A 15,744-nucleotide genomic window follows, 5' to 3' on the forward strand; every position below is an offset into this window, starting at 1 on the left:
TCCCTTCCCTCCTGTCGCGAGATCTCCCATGGGTTCCCTGTCTTCGAAGAATGCGCTCGTCACCGGCTCGACCAGCGGCATCGGCCTTGCAATCGCCCGCGCCTTCGCCGCCGAGGGCGCCAACATCACCATCAACGGCCTGGGCGACGCCGCGGCGATCGAGCAGGAGCGGGCCGGCATCGAAAGGGATTTCGGCGTCAAGTGCCGTTACTCGGACGCCAACATGATGGATGGCGCAGCCGTCACCGCCATGATCCATGAGGCCGAGGAGGCGTTCGGCAGCCTCGACATCCTGGTCAACAATGCCGGCATCCAGCATGTCGCGCCGATCGAGGAGTTTCCCGACGACAAGTGGGAGGCCATCATCCGCATCAATCTGCTTGCCGCCTTCTACGCCATCAAGGCGGCGGCGCCTGGCATGAAGAGCCGCAAATGGGGCCGCATCATCAACACCGCCTCGGCGCATGCGCTGGTCGCCTCGCCGTTCAAGTCGGCCTATGTCTCGGCCAAGCACGGCATTGCCGGGCTGACCAAGACGGTGGCGCTGGAAGTGGCGCAGGACGGCATCACGGTGAATGCGATCGCGCCCGGCTATGTCTGGACGCCGCTGGTCGAGAAGCAGATCCCCGACACAATGAAGGCGCGCGGCATGACCGAAGAGCAGGTCAAGCACGATGTGCTGCTGGCAGCGCAGCCGACCAAGGAATTCGTCACCGTCGAGGAGCTTGCCGCGCTGACGCTTTTCCTGTGCAGCGACGCGGCCAGGCAGATCACCGGCACGACCCTGCCGATGGATGGCGGCTGGACGGCGCAGTGAGGGCAAAGGCTGTTTCAGGGAAGGGGCGGAGCGGAGCTCGCGTCCTCCCTGGCAATTTGATTTCTTGACAATCGCGGGGGACCGTTCCAGCATTCCCGCAAGGGGTTCCCCGCGACGACCCCGTGAGGCGTCAGCCCAACGATCGCGTCCAGACTCTCTCTGTTCAGGAGGTGGACGCCATGCCGTCAACAACTGCAATCACCGTTCCGCAGCTTGCCCGTCTCGTCGGCCTGCCCGACGCGCCTTGCCTGGTCGATGTGCGCACCGACGAGGACTATGAAGCCGACTCGCGCCTGCTGCCGGCGTCATGCCGGCGCGATTTCAGGACTGTCTCGACCTGGGCGGCCGAGTTCTCCGGAGCAAAAGTCGCCGTCATCTGCCAGAGGGGGCAGAAACTCTCGCAAGGCGTTGCCGCATGGCTGCGTCATGAAGGCATTCCGGCGGAGTCGCTGGAAGGCGGCTTCGAGGCCTGGGTCGCCGCCAAGGCGCCATTGGTCAGCGCCGGCGCGATCCCGCCGCGCGACGAAAAGGGGCGCACGGTCTGGGTCACGCGTTCGCGGCCGAAGGTCGACCGCATCGCCTGCCCTTGGCTGATCCGCCGCTTCGTCGATCCCGATGCGGTTTTCCTGTTCGTCGATCCGGCCGAGGTGCCTCTGGTGGCCGATCGCTTCGGCGCGGTTCCCTTCGACATCGAAGGCGTGTTCTGGAGCCATCGCGGCGATCGCTGCAGCTTCGACACGATGATCGAGGAATTCGGCCTGCGCGTCGACGCGCTCGACCGACTGGCGCTGATCGTGCGCGCTGCCGATACGGCGCGCCTCGACCTCGTCCCGCAGGCGGCCGGGTTCCTCGCCGCCTCGCTCGGCCTGTCGCGCATGTTTCGCGACGATCTCGAGCAGTTGGAAGCCGGCATGCTGCTTTACGATGCCTTCTTCCGCTGGTGCCGCGACGCCGCGGACGAGACGCATAACTGGCCGGCCGGAGGCAAGGCGCCATGACCGCGCTCGCCAAGGACGACGCCGCGCCGCCAGTGGATACCCCCGCCATGCCGAGCTTCCGTGAGGCGACGCGGCTCTGGGCCAGGATCGGCCTGCTGTCCTTCGGCGGGCCGGCCGGGCAGATCGCGCTGATGCACAAAGAGCTGGTCGAGGAGCGCCACTGGATCGGCGAGGAGCGTTTCCTGCACGCGCTCAACTATTGCATGCTCCTGCCTGGACCCGAGGCGCAGCAGCTTGCCGTCTATATTGGCTGGCTGCTGCACCGGACCGCCGGCGGCCTCGTCGCCGGCACCCTGTTCGTGCTGCCCGGCGCGCTGGTGATGCTTTGCCTGAGCAGCTTCTACATGCTCTACAACGACGCGCCGGTGGTCGAGGCGCTGTTCTTCGGGATCAAGGCGGCGGTGCTGGCCGTCGTCGTCGAGGCGGTGATCCGCATCGGCAAGCGGGCGCTGAAGAACCGCGCCATGATCGCGATCGCGGTGGCGGCCTTCCTGGCGATCTACATCGCCAAGCTGCCGTTCCCGCTGATCGTGCTTGCGGCTGGCCTCATCGGTTGGATCGGCAACCGCTTCGCACCAGGCCTGTTTTCCGGCTCGGCGCATGGCAAGGGAGGGGCGACGGTCGACAGAATCGGCGTGGTCGACCTGATGTTCGAGCGCGGCGAACTGGCCCACACGGTGCCCACCAAATGGCACGCGGCCCGCACCATCGCCATCTGGCTGCCGCTCTGGCTCGGACCGGTGGCGCTGATCGCCTTGCTGGCGGGTCCAGGCAGCGTGTGGGCACAGATCGGCGGCTTCTTCAGCCTGATGGCCGTCGTCACCTTCGGCGGCGCCTATGCGGTTCTGGCCTATGTGGCGCAGGCCGCGGTCACCTCCTTCGGCTGGCTGTCGCCCGGCGAGATGGTCGACGGGCTGGGCCTTGCCGAGACAACGCCCGGGCCGCTGATCCTGGTGCTGCAGTTCGTCGGCTTCGCCGCCGCCTATCGCCATGCCGGCCTTGCCAGCCCGCTGCTCGCCGGATCGCTCGGATCGCTGCTGACGCTCTGGGCGACCTTCGTGCCCTGCTTCTTCTGGATATTTCTGGGCGCCCCCTACATCGAGCAGCTGAGGCAGAACCGAGCGCTGGCGGCGGCGCTCGGCGCGATCACCGCGGCGGTGGTCGGCGTGATCATGAACCTGGCGCTGTGGTTCGCGCTGCACGTCGTCTTCGGCAAGGTTGCAAGCGTCGGCTGGGGCGTGGAGGTGCCGGTCCTGTCCTCGCTCGACTGGCGCGCCGCGCTGCTGTCGGTTGCGGCGATGGTCGCCATGTTCAGGTTGAAGGCCGGCATGCTGCCGACGCTGGCCGGATCGGCGCTGGCGGGGCTTGCCTTGCAGGCGCTGTAAGGCCCGCACGCCGTCGATCACGTTAGCGTGAACGAAAAAGCCGACTTGCCGGGAATAAACGGCCCGGTCCGCCGGTCTCCGAGGCATGCGCTCTTTGTGCGCAACGGCAGGAGACCATCATGAAGCGGCATGAAGACAAAAGCACAGGGACCGGAGGCGGCGAAGGCGTCCACCGCAGCCGTCCCTTGGAGCGCTGGCGCTGGGCGCATCTGTTCCGGGCGATACCGCCCCGCCGCCGGCCCTAATCCGTGCCGGTCGCAACCATCGAGATCCACGGCCATGACGACGAGCATCCCCTTGCAGCCAGCGATGCGCCGTCCCCTTGCGAGGCGCCCCTTGCTTCCGAGACACTTGACTCCGGTGACACCAATGCCTTCTCCTCCCTCGAAGCAGGCGCCATCGCCTGCGGTCGCGATCTTCACCCGCACGAGCAGGGACAGATCGTCGCCTCCCGCTGAGGACGGCGGCAGACCCATGGCGGGAGCGCCCGACGGCGGAACGGTGTTGAGCGAAAAGATGCTGGCCGCGCGTTTTGCCGAGGTGGTGCTGCCGCATCTCGGCGATGCGCTGTCGCTTGCGTGCTGGCTGACCGGCAACACCGCCGACGCCGAGGATGTCGTGCAGGAGGCCTGCCTCAAGGCGCATGCGGGTATTGCCGGGTTCGCTGGGGGAAACCCCCGCGCGTGGCTGCTCACCATCGTGCGCAACGCCTCCTATACATGGATGGCGAAGAACCGGCCGCGCAGCGTGGTGGCGGTCGGCGACCTCGCCGATCTCGACGACGTCTCGCCGCCGCCCGACAATGATGCCGACAGCCCGGAGGCGGCGCTGATCGCCAAGGCAAATTCGGCGGCGGTGGAAGCGGCGATCGCCAGGCTGCCGCAAGCCTTCCGCGAAACGCTGGTGCTGCGCGACATAAACGGTCTCAGCTACCGCGAGATCGCCGCCATGCTCGGCGTGCCGCAAGGCACGGTGATGTCGCGGCTGGCACGGGCTCGCGGCGTGTTGATGACGGAACTTGGAGGGCGCCATCATGAGCCCGCGTGAAAATGGCCCGCATGAAAATCGCCCGCGTGAGGATGGATTGCCGCAAGACCCGCAGGATGTGAAGCTGATGATCCACGCCCTTGTCGATGGCGAGCTCGATGCCGCCGCCGCACTGGCGGTCGAGCGGCGCATGGCCGCCGATCCGGAACTGGCCGCCGAGCATGCGCGCCTGGTAGCGCTGCGCGGCGCTGTCGCCAGCGTGCCGCGCCCGACCGTCAGCGACGCTTTCCTGGCGCGCATCGCCGCCATTGCCGCAGTAAAAGATCCCGAGGACGTAGAAGCCGCACAGGGTGAGCACGTGAAGGCGGAAGCGCAGCCGTCCGCGCGGCAACAGCAGCAAGGCAATGTCGTCGCGATGCGACCGCGCGCGGCGCGCTGGTTCGACTCCTTCGACTGGCGCCAGATGGCGGCCTCGATCGTACTGACGGCGTTCCTCGCCAGCGGCGCGACGCAGTGGCTGGCGACGGCGGATAACGGGGCCGAAAGTTTCGCCGTGGCCGTCGCCAACAGCCATCGCCGCAGCCTGCTTGCGGCGACGCCGGTCGACATCGTCTCGTCCGACCGCCATACGGTGAAGCCATGGCTCGATGGCCGCATCGGCGTGTCGCCGGCGGCGCCGGACATGGCCAAGGACGGCTACGCGCTGCTCGGCGGCCGCGTCGAGGTGATCGGCGACAGACCGATGCCGGCGCTGGTTTATCGCCATCACGAGCACCTGATCACGCTGGTCGCCGCACCCCGGCAGAACGAAGCCAAATCCGTGCCGGTGGCGGACGACCTCTCGGCCGGCGGCTTCCTCCTGGTCCACTGGACCGACGACGCCTTCTCCTACTGGGCGATCTCGGATGCCGAACGCCCGGCGCTCGACGATTTCGTCGCCCGCTTCCGGGCGGCGATCATCGCCAATCCGGCAGCGGGCAGTCCGGGGTAGGGAAACGAAACCTTCTATCGCCGCTATTTCTGAGGCCGATAGTCCGTTTGGCTGGATGAGCGAAGGCAGGTGCCTGTCCCAGATGATCGCGCCAAAGCACTTGCCCCGTTGCGCCGGCCCCAAGGCGCGCAAGTAGATAGGTCAAGGTCGATTTTGGTATGTTATAAACGCTCCATTCTCGAGGCGGATACGGGGCAATGGATCAGGAAAGACTTCTAGCCGCAGTCCTCCTAGCTGATGTCGTGGGCAGCACGCCGCTCTATGAGCGCATCGGCGACGATGCCGCCCTGCGGCAGGTCTCGAATTGCCTCGACGCGATACGCGCGATCGTCGCCGAGCACGGCGGTGACTTCATTTACTCGAAGGGCGATGACGTGCTCAGTCTGTTCGAGAGCTCGGAGGCGGCGCTGAGGGCCGTCTGCCAAATCAACCGCCAACTGACGAGAGGGCCGTTGAGCGCCCGGATCGGATTGCATTTCGGGGCGGTTATTCGCGCGCGCGGCGCGGTATTCGGCGATGTTGTCAATGTCACCGCAAGGCTGTCCACTACGGCCAATCCGGGGGAGGTGCTTATCAGCCAGAGCTTCTTCGAAGCGCTTTCGGCTGGCAGCCGCAGCGCCTTGCGGCTCCTCGACAAAATGGCGTTCAAGGGCAAGCAGGAACTCTTCGATGTCTATACGCTGCGGAGCGACGATGGGGTCCCCAGCACGAACGTCGCCAGCCGGGGTACCATTATCGAAAGGCGCTCCGCGCCGCCGCGGCAGATCAATCTGGTCATCCGCTATGGAGATCAGTTGGGGTCCTGCCGAAACAATGAATTCGTGACGATCGGCCGATCTCCGGAATGCGATATCGTCGTCCAGCGGCCCTGGGTCTCAAGGCACCACGCGACCTTCACCATTTCGAATGGTAAGGCACGGCTTGTCGAGCGGAGCTCGTCGGGCACATTCGTGTCGATGGGACCCGGCCAGGAAGAAGTATTCGTGCGCCGCGAAGATATCCTCCTCTTCGGCTCCGGCGTCATCTCGCCCGGACGCAGATCGTCCCTCGGCGATGCCCAGATCCTGCACTACGAAATTGTCTCAGGCTGATCTGGCCGGTTGGGCGGGACCGCCGCACCCGCGGCTCTGGATCTCGGCCGGAATTGTCCTGTCGGATGCTGCGATGAGCGGCAGGCCAAGTTTCATCAGCCGCTTGACAATCACCTTCAACGCGCCGCTTCCGGCAGGATCGCGGTCGACATTTCGGGCAAGGTCTGCCCGCCGTCTACGATGATACTTTGGCCGGTGATGTAAGCCGCTTCATCGGAAGCGAGAAAACGCACCGCGTGGGCAACGTCCTGCGGTGTGCCGAGACGGCGAAGCGGCACGGCGGCGCATTGTGCATCCACGAAGCCTTGTGACTGATGCTCCATCACCCCCTCTGTCAGGATGTTGCCCGGCTCAACGGCATTCAGCGTAACGTTCCAAGGCGCAAATTCGAGGGCCGCCGTGCGCATGAAGCCCAGAATTCCTGCCTTGCTGGCCGCATAGTGAGAATACCCAGGAGAAGATACGCGCGCACCCGTTATTGAGGACAAAAAAACCACCCGGCCGTGGCGCTGCCGCTGAAAATAGGGCAGGCAGGCCTTTGCCAACAGGAAAGGCCCGCGCAGGTTGACCGCCATCACGCTGTCCCACTCGTTTGGCGTAATCGATGCGATATTGGTGTTCGGATAGATCGCAGCATTGGCAACGGCAATATCAAGTCGACCCATCTCGGCAAAGATATCATCGATCACGTGCGTGACCTCCGACTCGTCGCTTGTATCCATGCGGCGATAAGTTGCTGCCAGACCCATTGCGCAAATGTTGGCGGCGGCGCGATAGCCGTCGACGTCCTTTATGCCCGTCAGGACGACTTGCGCTCCGGCGCGCGCCAGTTCAGTAGCAACACCCAGTCCGATCCCGCGTTGTGCGCCGGTGACGATGGCAACCTTTCCCGACAGGTCGAAGCCACTCATTGGGCAGCCCGAGCAAAAGCGGGCAACAAGCTGCCATGAGCTTCGATCAGCGCATCCACCAGGGAATCGATTTCGGCAAGCGAAAGCTCCGCTGCCGTGTGAGGGTCCATGGCGGCTGCGTGGTAGATGTGCTCGCGCTTCCCGGTGAGGGCGGCCGTCACGGCCAGCTCCTGCACATTGATGTTGCTCCGCATGATGGCGGCAAGCTGAACCGGTATGCGTCCGATGCGGATAGGCTGAATGCCGTTGCGATCGACATGGCAAGGAACTTCAACCGCAGCGTTCGATGGCAGATTTTCGATCAGGCCCCGGTTGGCGACATTGCCGTAGATCAGGCTTGGCTCACCCGTCACGCAGGCATGAATGATGGCGGCAGCATACTCCTTGCTGCGCGAGACTTCGATCGGCCGACTCTCGTCTTCCAGTTCGTGGCGCAGTTCATGCCATTGCGCGACCTGTCTTTCGCAGCGGGTGATGTATTCGTCGAGCGGCAACCTGAATTCTTCCAGCAAGTCCTCGCGCCCGCGCTTGATGAACCAGGGCGTGTATTCCGAAAAGTGGATGGAACTCTCGGTCACGAAATGGCCGAAGTGCTTCATGACCGCGAAACGAACTGCATCATCGACGGGAAAAGTCCCCTCGCGGGCAATCTGCCGAAGCCGCGGATAAAGGTCTACACGGCCGCCGTCGGGCAGGCGTTTTTCGAATTTGAGGAAAAAGGCCACATGATTAAGGCCGGCGCACAGATAGTCGATGTCGGCAATATCCTCGCTGAGAGTGCGGGCCAGGAATTGCGATGTTTCCTGAACGGAGTGACACAGGCCGACATAACGAATGTCCGGATAGCCCTCCGCCATGGCCCAGCTGATCATGGCCATCGGGTTCACATAGTTCATCATCAGCGCCTGCGGGCAATGCTTGCGCATGTCGTCGGCGATGGCAAACACGACGGGAATTGTACGCAGAGCCCGGAAGATGCCGCCGATGCCCAGAGTGTCGGCAATGGTCTGCCTCAGGCCGAACCTTTTCGGGACTTCGAAATCGGTGACAGTGGCCGGCTTATAGCCGCCCACCTGCATCATCAGGATGACGAAGTCTGCGTCCTTGAGGGCGATTGCCCGATCGACTGTCGCGACGAGCCTTACCTCGTCCTCGATCCCAAGCGCGCGGCAGATGCGGCGTGTCATGATCTCGGAGGTGGCAAGGCGATCGGGATCGAGATCGTGAAGCGCGATTTCGCAACGCGAGAGAGCTTCATTGCTCAGCACGTCGCTGAGGATGTTGCGGGCGAACACCGTGCTTCCGGCGCCGACGAGACAGATCTTGGGCATTGCGGGTATCCAGTCCTTGCTATGCGCTTTCGACGCAGCTTCCCTATTGCCATTAGAAACCGGAAAATGCTTGCTTGAATGCAATTGATATTTCCGGTTTTTAAGTGGAACCGCGCTAGCCGGGGCGCGAAAAACGGAGGGAGCGAATGCGTCAGCTTGACCCGCGCCAGACCGGCAACCGTTTTCTCAAGCCGGACGAATTCCTGGCTGAGACGCATATCGTGGAGCCTATGCCGGAAGCCCACTGGCACGACCATGTGGAACTCAACGTCATAACGCGCGGCGGCATGACCTATCTCATCAATGGCAAGCAGGTCAGCCTGCGCGAAGGTGCCATCTACTGCTTCTGGGCCGCTGTTCCTCACCAGGTGATATCTGCTGGCGACGGAACGGAGCTCGTCTGCATCTACGTGCCATTCGCCGATCTTCTGTCCCTTGCGGTCTCAAGTGATTTCAAGAACGACCTCATGGCGGGTCACGTCGTCACGGGCTCGTCCATCGACGCTGCCGACACATTATTGGTGACGCGCTGGGCGCGAGAGTGGGACACCAACAGCGAACTGGCCGCCGACATATTACGCGACGAGGTTCGCCTTCGCCTTCGCCGGCTGGCGGCCGACCCGCGCATCGCCGAAATAGGCCTGGGCGCCCTCGAAGCTGAGCATCGGCGCCAGGCGATGCATGTCGCCGACCGGCGAGTGGTTGCGCGGGTGCAGCAGATGACGACCTTCATCAACAACGAATTCGCCAGGCCGATCAACGTTGCGGACGTAGCGCTTGTCGGCGGACTCCATCCGACGAACGCAACCGCGACCTTTCAGAAGGTCCTGGGACAATCCATCGCGCAATATCTGCGCCGCCGGCGGCTCAACCATGCACTGAAGCTTTTGGCCGACAGCGATATGGCAATTATCGAGGTGGCTTTCGAAAGTGGCCACGGCTCTCTCAGCCGCTTTTACGATGCCTTCCAGCGGCAGGTTGGCTGTACGCCGAAGGACTACCGGCGCCGCTTCCGCGCCTGAACATCACCCGGACGTTGACGCTTCATCACCAGCGCCGGATTTTTTGCTGCTGCGACAGACCGCAGGGCTGAAAAACCTGAAAATTTGGGTCGAAACCGGCAAGAATATCAGAATTTCCAGCGATAGCGTTACCGTCTATTGGTGCGGGCAGCGGCCAAGAAGCATAGTGGGAACAATGCTGCCCGCTCGCGACGTCACGGGAGATAATCATGCATTTGCCGAAGTCTGATCTGGTCTTCGCCTTCAGCGTCGTTTTGATGGCCATTACCAGCGGAATTGCGCTGGCCGATGATGCCAAGCCCTTTGCGGGACAAACAGTTTCGGTGCTCCTGCCCTCGCCTCAGGATGCAAACATGGCGGCTGATTTCGAGAAAGCCACCGGCATCAAGCTTGATCTGCAGACGGCGTCATGGGACGACGTGTCGGTGAAGATTTCAACGGCGTTGCTGGCTGGCACGGCGCCGGCTGACGTGACCGAGTTCGACTGGTCCTGGACCGGCCAGTTCGCTGCGGCAGACTGGTATACGCCGCTCAACGACACCGTTGACGCCGCGACCCTGGATGACATCAAGGGGTCGACGATCTTCAACGTGAACGGCAAGGTTCTGGCCATTCCCTACACAAATGACTTTCGCGTCATGCTGGTGAACAAGAAGCAGTTCGCCGACGCCGGCGTGACCGTCATGCCAAAGACGCTCGACGAGCTTGTGGCGGCGGCGAAGGCCGTCAAGGCCAAGGGAATCGTAAAGTATCCGATCGGCCTGCCGCTTTCCGCGACCGAAGGCGCATCGACAAGCTGGTACCTTCTGACCAAGGCGTTTGGCGGAGATCTTTTCGACAAGGATATGAAACCTCTGTTCACGGCGCCGGACTCGGCCGGCTACAAAGCGATGGCCTTCGAGATGATGCTCTTGAAGGAGGGCCTGGTTGATCCCGCCTCCACCGGCCTTAAAGACAGTGAGATCAATGAGACACTTTTCGCCAAGGGCCTGACCAGCATCATGATCAGCGGCGAACCGGGCCGTCTTGGCGCTTACAATGATCCCGCACAGTCTGTCGTTGCCGGACAGGTTCAGGCGATTCCGATCGCCACCGAAAGCGGCAAAACGCGGTCATTCGGGTTGCTGGAGGGCCTCGGCATCCCAAGGAATGCCCAGAATCCGGAAGCGGCCAAGGAATTCATCAAATGGATGACATCCAAGGACTATCAGATCCACAACTACGCAAACGGGGTATTGCCGACGCGCACGTCCGCGCTCGCAGAGCTGCAGCAACAGGGCAAGCTGGTCAGCGGCGAGGCGCTTGTGGAGCAGGCGCCTACCGTCGAGGCGCTGTTTCCGTCCGGCGCTCCAGCCTGGTATCCGCAATTCTCGTTGGCCGTAAACACCTCGATCAACAGCGCGGCAAAGGGTGAGATCAGTGTGGAGCAGGCTGTTCAGCGCATCGCCGAGGCCGCGGCTGAAGCCGTGAAGCAGTGACGTCGCAAGCGGTAACTGTCCTCCCGCGACAAGGTCGTGGCGCCCGCAAAGTTGGGGACGCCACGACCGCCTTTTTGATGGTGCTGCCGATCCTGCTCACCATGGGAGGGCTCGTTTTCTACCCACTGCTGAGCACCGCATGGGACAGTTTGCACCGCGTCAACCCGATGCAAGCAGGGACCCCATTCGTCGGCATCTCCAATTATACGCGCGTCTTCAGCGACGTAGAGGTGGGACAGGCTTGGCTCAACACCTTCAAATATGTCGTAATCGCCGTTTTCGCCGAGACGGTGCTGGGGGTCCTGGCGGCTTCACTCATCAATCAGTTGAAGAGCGGGCGTCAGTGGGTGTTGGCAGCCGTGGTCCTGCCGTGGGCGCTGCCCGGCGTGGTCAGCGGGGTGATCTGGCAATGGATCTATTCGCCCGGCCCCGGCCTCCTCAACGGGCTGCTGGTGATGATCGGTTTGGACTATGAGGGTCATCTCTGGTTCAATGACAGCACCAGCGCCATGCTTGCAGTCTCGGTGGTGCATATCTGGCGCATGTTGCCGCTTACCATCGTTATCGTGCTGGCGGCGATGCAAAGTATTCCGGGCGACCTCTACGAGGCCGCGCGCATGGATGGCGCCAGTCGCCTGGTGATGTTCCGCAATATTACCTTGCCGCTGACGCGCGGGGCGATCGCAGTGGCGATGACCAATGCCACGGTGTCGGCCTTCAACCTGTTCGACGAAGCGATCGTGCTTGCCCGCAACAGTCTGGAGACGCGGCCGATCCTGCTGCAGATCTATCTTGAGGCCTTCAAGAAACTCAATTTCTCGTACGGCATGGCATTGTCGCTGATGGTCACCTTCATTTCGCTCGCCATATCGCTTGGTTATGTGCTGCGCATCCACCGCAGCACGAGGCTCGACTGATGAAGGAACCTTGGCACATCCGTCTTGGAATCTGGGCCGGCATTGCGCTGCTGCTCGCCTGGTCGCTTCTTCCCATCTACTGGACACTCGCCTCCAGCCTGACGCCGACGGTCGAGTTCAATGCGCGGCCGCTTCATCTTTTTCCCGAACATCCCACCGGCGAGCACTATCTGAGGCTTCTTGGCGTGCTCGACGGGCATATGGGCGGCGTCGACGTGGCCGGCGAGTTCCGGCTTGCGCTTTTCAACAGCATACTCACTTCGGGTGCCGCCACCGTGCTTTGCGTGCTGATGTCGCTGCTTGCGGCCTATGCCTTCGCGCGCCTCAACTTTTTCGGGCGCGAGGTGCTCTTCTATGCTGTGGTAGGGACCATGGCGGTGCCGGGATATGCGGTTCTCATCCCGCTGTTCCGGCTGATGGTGTCGCTCCGGCAGATCGACGCCTATCTCGGCGTGACGCTCATCTACGTCTCGGCTTTCCTGCCGCTTTGCCTTTGGCTCCTGAAAGGCGTCATGGACACGCTGCCGCGATCACTGGAAGAGGCGGCGCGCATCGATGGGGCAAGCCACATGCGCATCCTGTTTTCCATCATCGCGCCGATCGCTGCCCCAGGACTTACGGCGGCCGCCATTCTCACCTTCCTCGGTGCCTGGGGGCAATATGTTGTGCCGCTCGTCTTCTCACCCAAGGACACAAAGCCGCTGACGGTTCTGATCCCGGAATTCGCAGGGAAGAACTTCGTCGATTACGGGCTTATCATGGCCGGCGGTTCTATCGCCATTGCGGTGCCCTGCCTGCTGGTGATCTTCCTCAATCGATACCTCATTTCCGGCTTGCTTGCAGGTTCAACCAAATAGCGTCTGTAGGCCACAGCTGGAGCAACGCCGCAAACGGCGCAATCCTTGAGACGGCGGTCGGCGTCAGTGGAACACGATCTCCGCCCTGTCGCGCGTCAATAATCCAGACCCTGCCGGAAAGCGCCGATGACCACCGACAGGCCGCACTCGCTACTAGCGGCGCGCTCGCGACCGGCTCCACAACCCTCTGCTACACCATCTGGTGGGACACGACCCATGGTGATCCCGACAGGAATCGAACCTGTGACCTACAGATTAGGAATCTGCCGCTCTATCCTACTGAGCTACGGGACCACGCGGCCCGACACATAAACGCTTCGGGCCGGTTCGCCAAGAGGAGTCTGAAAGCCGATCAGGCGGCCGTCTGCGATGGGCGGCCGCCTCTTCTTGCCAAGCCAGTGCCGTCAGGCCGCCAAGGCCGTCTCGGCCAGCTTCACCCAGTAGCTCATGCCGTGCGGGATGACCTCGTCGTTGAAGTCATAGGCAGGGTGATGCAGGCCGGCCGAGTCGCCGTTGCCGATGAAGATGAAGGCGCCGGGGCGGGCTTCCAGCATGTAGGAGAAATCCTCGCCGCCCATCACCGGCTGTATGGCGCGATGGACATGCGCGTCGCCGGCGACGTCGGCGGCGACATCGCTGGCGAACACCGTCTCTTGCGCATGATTGAAGGTGACGGGGTAGTTGGCGTCGTAATCGACCTCGATCGTGGCGCCGAAGGCGGAGGCCAGCCCGGCGCAGAGCGCGCGGATGCGCTCTTCCGATTTCTTGGCCACCTCCTTCTTCAGCGTACGGACCGTGCCGGCGATCTCGGCGCTTTCGGGGATGACGTTGTAGGCGTCGCCGGCGTGGAACTTCGTGACCGAAACCACCACGGCCTCGACCGGATCGGTGCTGCGCGAGGCGATGGTCTGCAGCGCGCCCACCAGCTGGCTGGCGATGACGATGGGATCGATCGTGCCGTGCGGCATCGCGGCATGGCCGCCGCGGCCCTTGACGGTGATGGTGAACTCGGCCGTCGCGGCCATGATCGGACCGGGCTTGATGGCGAACTGGCCGACCGGCAGGCCCGGCATGTTGTGCATGCCGAACACCTTCTCGATGTCGAAGCGTTCCATCATGCCGTCCTTGACCATCTCGTTGCCGCCGCCGCCGCCTTCCTCGGCCGGCTGGAAGATCACCGCCACGGTGCCGGCGAAATTTCGCGTCTCGGCAAGATATTTGGCGGCGCCCAAGAGCATCGCGGTATGGCCGTCATGGCCGCAGGCATGCATCTTGCCGCGCACGGTCGAGGCCCATGGCTTGCCGGTGATCTCGTCGATCGGCAGCGCGTCCATGTCGGCGCGCAGTCCGATGGTCGGGCCATCGCCCTTGCGGCCGCGGATGATGCCGACGACGCCGGTCTTGCCCAATCCCGTCACCACTTCGTCACAGCCGAAGGCCTTCAGCTTCTCGGTGACGAAGCCGGCGGTCTGGAAGACGTCGAAATTCAATTCCGGCGTCTGGTGGAGATGGCGTCGCCAGCCGGCGACTTCTTCCTGCATTTGTGCGGCGCGGTTGAGAATCGGCATGGTCGGTCCATCTCTTGGTTGATTGGCGGCGGTCGGTTCAGAACCGATGCTCAGCAATTGTGATTGTGTTGAACTTTGCCATTTTGGCGTCACATAGGGTAAATAGCACCGCAACAATGGGGTCCGGGTCGAGGGGCCGGGCCGCATTTATGCTGGCGATGGGTAACGAAATCTTACGGACCCAGTGGCGATTACGGCAAGAGGCGATTTCGGATTTGATCATGCGGCAGAGGCATTTCCTCAACCTGTTGCTGGCGGGCGCGCTGGCGCTTCCGGCGTTTGCCGGCGTTGCGCGCGCCAATCCGGTGGTCCTGTTCGACCTTAAGAGCGGCTCCATCCTGGAGCATCAGGACGCGTTCAAGCGCTGGTACCCGGCCTCGCTCAGCAAGCTGATGACGGCCTATGTCGCCTTCCGTGCGATCCAGGCCGGCGAGGTGGCGCTCGATTCGCCGATCAAGGTAACGAAGCATTCGGCCGGCGAGCCGCCGAGCAAGATGGGCTTCAAGCCCGGCTCGGTGATGCGGCTCGACAATGCGCTGAAGATGATGCTGGTCAAATCGGCCAACGACATCGCCATGGCCGTGGGCGAGAATATCGGCGGATCGCAGGCGGCCTTCGCCGACCGCATGAACGCCGAGGCGGCCCGGCTCGGCATGGTCGGCACGCATTTCGTCAACCCGAACGGGCTCTATTCGCCGGAACAGTACACCACAGCGCGCGACCTCGCCCTGCTGGTCACGGCGCTGCGCAACGACTTTCCGCAATATGCGCCCTGGTTCTCGATCGAAGGCCTTGCCGTCGGCAAGAAGGCGCTCCCGAACTACAATCTGCTCATCGGCCGCTATCCCGGCGCCGACGGCATGAAGACCGGCTTCGTCTGCTCTTCCGGCTTCAACATGATCGGCTCGGCGACGCGCAACGGCCGCACGCTGGTCGCCGTGGTGCTTGGCGAGAAATCGGCGGTCAGCCGCGCCGAGGCGGCGGCAAAGCTGCTCGACCAGGGTTTCGATACGCCGGCGGAGGGTTCGACGACGCTGGCCGCTCTCAAGCCCTATGGCGACACGCTGTCGCCCAACGACATGCATGACGAGATCTGCAAGAAGAAGCCGAAGGAGGAGCAATCCGAGGCGGCCCCCGAGGTCGCTGCCAAGGATAAGCCCAAGTCGCCCTATCAGGTGAAGCTCGACCATCCGACGCTGATCGCGGTCGGCCTCGGGGGCGCAACCGGACCGGCGCCGAAGGCATTCGTCGACCAGACCGATCAGAACTATGCCGACGTGCCGCTGCCGAGCTGGCGGCCCGACCGGCCGGCGCCGAACGGCGCCGAACCGGCGGCGACCGCCGCAGCAGGGGCGCAAGGCGACCAGCCCGCCAAGGCGGCGAACTAGCCA

Annotated in this window: 15 protein-coding genes and 1 tRNA gene; 11 read left to right on the plus strand and 5 right to left on the minus strand. The window is 63.3% G+C overall.

Annotated features, from left to right (window positions below; all coding sequences use genetic code 11):
• Positions 1–28 precede the first annotated feature (28 nt).
• The 3 genes from E5X34_RS13645 to chrA all read left to right on the plus strand — a co-directional run bounded on the left by E5X34_RS13645 (position 29) and on the right by chrA (position 3,200).
• Complete coding sequence (locus E5X34_RS13645) at positions 29–817, plus strand: 3-hydroxybutyrate dehydrogenase (protein ID WP_292565320.1); 789 nt, start codon at positions 29–31, stop codon at positions 815–817.
• A gap of 179 nt (positions 818–996) precedes the next feature.
• Entirely contained in the window at positions 997–1,815 is an 819-nt protein-coding gene (locus tag E5X34_RS13650; RefSeq protein WP_292565322.1) for a sulfurtransferase/chromate resistance protein, read from the plus strand.
• Positions 1,812–3,200: a chromate transporter gene (gene chrA / locus E5X34_RS13655; RefSeq protein ID WP_292565325.1), complete on the plus strand. Its 1,389-nt coding sequence runs from the start codon at positions 1,812–1,814 to the stop codon at positions 3,198–3,200. The genes E5X34_RS13650 and chrA overlap by 4 nt, the downstream gene beginning before the upstream one ends.
• A gap of 17 nt (positions 3,201–3,217) precedes the next feature.
• Here the strand turns inward: chrA and E5X34_RS13660 are convergent, their stop codons facing one another.
• Positions 3,218–3,676: a hypothetical protein gene (locus E5X34_RS13660; RefSeq protein WP_292565328.1), complete on the minus strand. Its 459-nt coding sequence runs from the start codon at positions 3,674–3,676 to the stop codon at positions 3,218–3,220.
• On the opposite strand from E5X34_RS13660, the gene E5X34_RS13665 reads away from it, so the two are divergent.
• The 3 genes from E5X34_RS13665 to E5X34_RS13675 all read left to right on the plus strand — a co-directional run bounded on the left by E5X34_RS13665 (position 3,675) and on the right by E5X34_RS13675 (position 6,269).
• A complete protein-coding gene (locus tag E5X34_RS13665) occupies positions 3,675–4,247 on the plus strand; it encodes a sigma-70 family RNA polymerase sigma factor (protein WP_292565331.1) in 573 nt (190 codons plus the stop codon). The two genes, E5X34_RS13660 and E5X34_RS13665, sit on opposite strands and share 2 nt — an antisense overlap.
• Positions 4,234–5,178, plus strand: coding sequence for an anti-sigma factor (locus tag E5X34_RS13670; RefSeq protein ID WP_292565333.1), 945 nt, complete (start codon positions 4,234–4,236; stop codon positions 5,176–5,178). Before E5X34_RS13665 ends, E5X34_RS13670 begins: the two co-directional genes overlap by 14 nt.
• Before the next feature lie 197 nt (positions 5,179–5,375).
• Positions 5,376–6,269 (plus strand): adenylate/guanylate cyclase domain-containing protein, encoded by an 894-nt coding sequence (locus E5X34_RS13675; RefSeq protein WP_292565336.1) that lies wholly within the window; start codon positions 5,376–5,378, stop codon positions 6,267–6,269.
• A 116-nt stretch (positions 6,270–6,385) separates the two neighbouring features.
• Here E5X34_RS13675 and E5X34_RS13680 read toward each other — a convergent pair whose 3' ends face one another.
• Together E5X34_RS13680 and E5X34_RS13685 are read right to left on the minus strand one after the other, a co-directional pair.
• Complete coding sequence (locus E5X34_RS13680) at positions 6,386–7,180, minus strand: SDR family NAD(P)-dependent oxidoreductase (protein ID WP_292565338.1); 795 nt, start codon at positions 7,178–7,180, stop codon at positions 6,386–6,388.
• The gene (locus E5X34_RS13685; RefSeq protein ID WP_292565340.1) at positions 7,177–8,511 is read right to left on the minus strand and encodes an alpha-glucosidase/alpha-galactosidase; all 1,335 of its coding nucleotides are present in this window, start codon (positions 8,509–8,511) and stop codon (positions 7,177–7,179) included. Before E5X34_RS13685 ends, E5X34_RS13680 begins: the two co-directional genes overlap by 4 nt.
• A gap of 146 nt (positions 8,512–8,657) precedes the next feature.
• Between E5X34_RS13685 and E5X34_RS13690 the strand changes: the two genes are divergently transcribed.
• The 4 genes from E5X34_RS13690 to E5X34_RS13705 all read left to right on the plus strand — a co-directional run bounded on the left by E5X34_RS13690 (position 8,658) and on the right by E5X34_RS13705 (position 12,785).
• Positions 8,658–9,533 carry a helix-turn-helix domain-containing protein gene (locus E5X34_RS13690; RefSeq protein ID WP_126064154.1) on the plus strand — a complete coding sequence of 292 codons (876 nt, stop codon included), beginning with the start codon at positions 8,658–8,660 and terminating at the stop codon, positions 9,531–9,533.
• 257 nt (positions 9,534–9,790) lie between these two features.
• Positions 9,791–11,011, plus strand: a complete 1,221-nt coding sequence (locus E5X34_RS13695; RefSeq protein WP_292565620.1) for an extracellular solute-binding protein — start codon at positions 9,791–9,793, stop codon at positions 11,009–11,011.
• On the plus strand, positions 11,008–11,928 hold the full coding sequence (locus E5X34_RS13700; RefSeq protein WP_348633072.1) for a sugar ABC transporter permease: 921 nt from the start codon (positions 11,008–11,010) through the stop codon (positions 11,926–11,928). The genes E5X34_RS13695 and E5X34_RS13700 overlap by 4 nt, the downstream gene beginning before the upstream one ends.
• Positions 11,928–12,785, plus strand: coding sequence for a carbohydrate ABC transporter permease (locus tag E5X34_RS13705; RefSeq protein WP_292565344.1), 858 nt, complete (start codon positions 11,928–11,930; stop codon positions 12,783–12,785). The genes E5X34_RS13700 and E5X34_RS13705 overlap by 1 nt, the downstream gene beginning before the upstream one ends.
• Positions 12,786–13,002: 217 nt before the next feature.
• Here E5X34_RS13705 and E5X34_RS13710 read toward each other — a convergent pair.
• Together E5X34_RS13710 and E5X34_RS13715 are read right to left on the minus strand one after the other, a co-directional pair.
• Positions 13,003–13,079 (minus strand) — tRNA-Arg (locus tag E5X34_RS13710).
• Positions 13,080–13,189: 110 nt separating this feature from the next.
• Entirely contained in the window at positions 13,190–14,353 is a 1,164-nt protein-coding gene (locus tag E5X34_RS13715) for a M20 aminoacylase family protein (protein ID WP_292515571.1), read from the minus strand.
• 221 nt (positions 14,354–14,574) lie between these two features.
• Here E5X34_RS13715 and E5X34_RS13720 point away from each other — a divergent pair, with 221 nt between their 5' ends.
• Positions 14,575–15,741 (plus strand): D-alanyl-D-alanine carboxypeptidase family protein, encoded by a 1,167-nt coding sequence (locus E5X34_RS13720; protein ID WP_292565346.1) that lies wholly within the window; start codon positions 14,575–14,577, stop codon positions 15,739–15,741.
• The last annotated feature ends 3 nt before the right edge of the window (positions 15,742–15,744 follow it).

The organism is Mesorhizobium sp. (assembly GCF_004963255.1).
Classification (GTDB): Bacteria; Pseudomonadota; Alphaproteobacteria; order Rhizobiales; family Rhizobiaceae; genus Mesorhizobium.